Genomic DNA, 2,190 nt, shown 5'->3' on the forward strand with positions numbered 1-2,190 from the left:
CCGCTGCGCTCCATTGCGGGCTTTCCGCTGCAATCCCTCACGCGGGGGAGCGGTGAGTGGTACCTCAGATTTGATGAAAAAAAACCATAACTTTTATTATGGTTTTAATACCGTTTATAAACCTGAATAAAATAGATATCACTACTTATTAACAACACCAATTATACATATAAAAGAACTAAATTTGTACAAATTGATAAGTTATGGAAATAAGAACAGATTTATATTTAGGAGACAGTAAAAAAATGCTCAAAAAGCTTAAAGACAATTCTGTTGACTTAGTTGTTACTTCACCTCCATATGCTGATCAAAGAAAAAACACCTATGGAGGTATTCATCCTGATAAATATGTAGAATGGTTTCTTCCAATATCTAAAGAACTTCTACGCGTTTTAAAACCTACAGGTACTTTTATTTTAAATATAAAAGAGAAAGTTGTTGAAGGCGAGAGAAGTACTTATGTAATGGAATTGATTATTGCTATGAGAAAACAGGGTTGGCTATGGACAGAAGAATTTATATGGCATAAAAAAAATTCATATCCCGGAAAATGGCCAAATAGATTTCGTGATTCATGGGAAAGGCTTTTACAATTTAACAAAAGCAAACAATTTCATATGTATCAAGAAGAAGTGATGGTGCCTATGGGAGATTGGGCAAAAAATCGCTTAAAAAACCTTTCTGAAACAGACAAAAAACGAGATAATTCTAAAGTAGGAAGTGGATTTGGAAAAAACATTTCAAATTGGGTAAACAGAGAAAAAGCTTATCCAACAAATGTTTTACATTTAGCAACAGAATGCAGCAATAAAAATCACAGTGCTGCTTTTCCCGAAGAATTGCCTGAATGGTTTATAAAACTTTTTACCAAAGAAGAAGATGTGGTGCTTGATCCTTTTATGGGTTCAGGAACTACATTATTGGTAGCAAATCGAATGAGACGGCATTCTGTAGGAATTGATATTGTTCCTGAATATTACAATATGGTTAGAGAACAGTTAAAACCTGTAGCATTATATATCTTAGAACCTGAAACTTTATATGAACAAACTGAATCTGACAGACGTATCGCAATACGTTGAGCAAAACATTGGAATTTTTCATCAAAAGAGAATTCAAAGTATTGAAAGCTTAAAATTAATAAAAGTTATACAAAGAAAGAATCCATATTTATTTAAAGCAAAATACGTTTTAACTGCGGATGAAATAGTAAGAGGAATTGTTGATGCTCAAATTTCTTCAGCTGAAGAAACAATATTTGGTGATTGGTTAGAAGGATTAGCAATTTTCATAAACCAAAAGGTACATGGAGGTAGAAAATCTGGAATTGCAGGAATAGATTTAGAGTTCGACCATGATGGTATCCGCTATATTGTAACAATAAAATCAGGTCCAAATTGGGCCAATAGCCGACAATTAGCTGAAATGAAAACTAGTTTTGTAACAGCTCAAAAAACACTTAGGACAAGCAATTCAAAACTACAGGTTATCGCTGTAAATGGATGCTGCTATGGCAGAGATAATAAACCTGATAAAGGGACTTATTATAAATATTGTGGACAAAAATTTTGGGAATTTATTTCTGGTGATAGGAATTTATATACTGAATTGATTGAGCCACTAGGGCATCAGGCTAAAGAAAGGAATGATGATTTTCTAAAATCATACTCACAAATTATTAATAAATTTACAAAAGAGTTCACTACCGATTTTTGTAATGAAAATGGAGCTATAGATTGGGCAAAACTTGTTAAACTAAACTCTGCTGAAAAGCCATGAATAATTAACAACCTAGCAATTTGTCTACTATTAATAGTTGCTATTTAATTGCAAAGTATGAAAAAAATATTACCCTTATTAGCCTTGCTCACCGGTGTAACTGGCATTGCGCAGTGCCCGCCCCCGACAGATTTAACCTATTCCATGGTTAATGGGCAGGATGCCTTACTGGCGTGGACTGAAAGCGGAGAGGCAATACAATGGGAAATTGCAATAGTTCCGGACTTTTTTATAGGGGCACCATTACCATCTTTTGTGGATTTCACAACTGCATCAAATCCTCTTGTTATTTCTAATGCACCAATTACATCAGGATGTATTGTTTACTTTGTACGCTCATCCTGCTCCCCAACAGAACAGAGTCCCTGGGTAGGGGTGGGTACTTCAGGTTGCCCGCCCGGTATTTTAAGC

At 34.7% G+C, this 2,190-nt stretch carries 3 protein-coding genes; all 3 read left to right on the plus strand.

Going from position 1 to position 2,190, the window contains the following annotated elements; genetic code table 11:
* Window positions 1-203 precede the first annotated feature (203 nt).
* Window positions 204-1,082 carry a DNA-methyltransferase gene (locus CHU92_RS00390; RefSeq protein WP_094411485.1) on the plus strand — a complete coding sequence of 293 codons (879 nt, stop codon included), beginning with the start codon at window positions 204-206 and terminating at the stop codon, window positions 1,080-1,082.
* On the plus strand, window positions 1,042-1,779 hold the full coding sequence (locus CHU92_RS00395; RefSeq protein WP_094411487.1) for a PmeII family type II restriction endonuclease: 738 nt from the start codon (window positions 1,042-1,044) through the stop codon (window positions 1,777-1,779). Before CHU92_RS00390 ends, CHU92_RS00395 begins: the two co-directional genes overlap by 41 nt.
* Before the next feature lie 57 nt (window positions 1,780-1,836).
* Window positions 1,837-2,190: hypothetical protein (locus CHU92_RS00400; RefSeq protein ID WP_129582952.1), on the plus strand; the 354-nt coding region annotated here is incomplete at its 3' end.

The sequence above is a fragment of the Flavobacterium cyanobacteriorum genome (assembly GCF_002251835.1).
In the GTDB taxonomy this organism is placed as follows: domain Bacteria; phylum Bacteroidota; class Bacteroidia; order Flavobacteriales; family Flavobacteriaceae; genus Flavobacterium; species Flavobacterium cyanobacteriorum.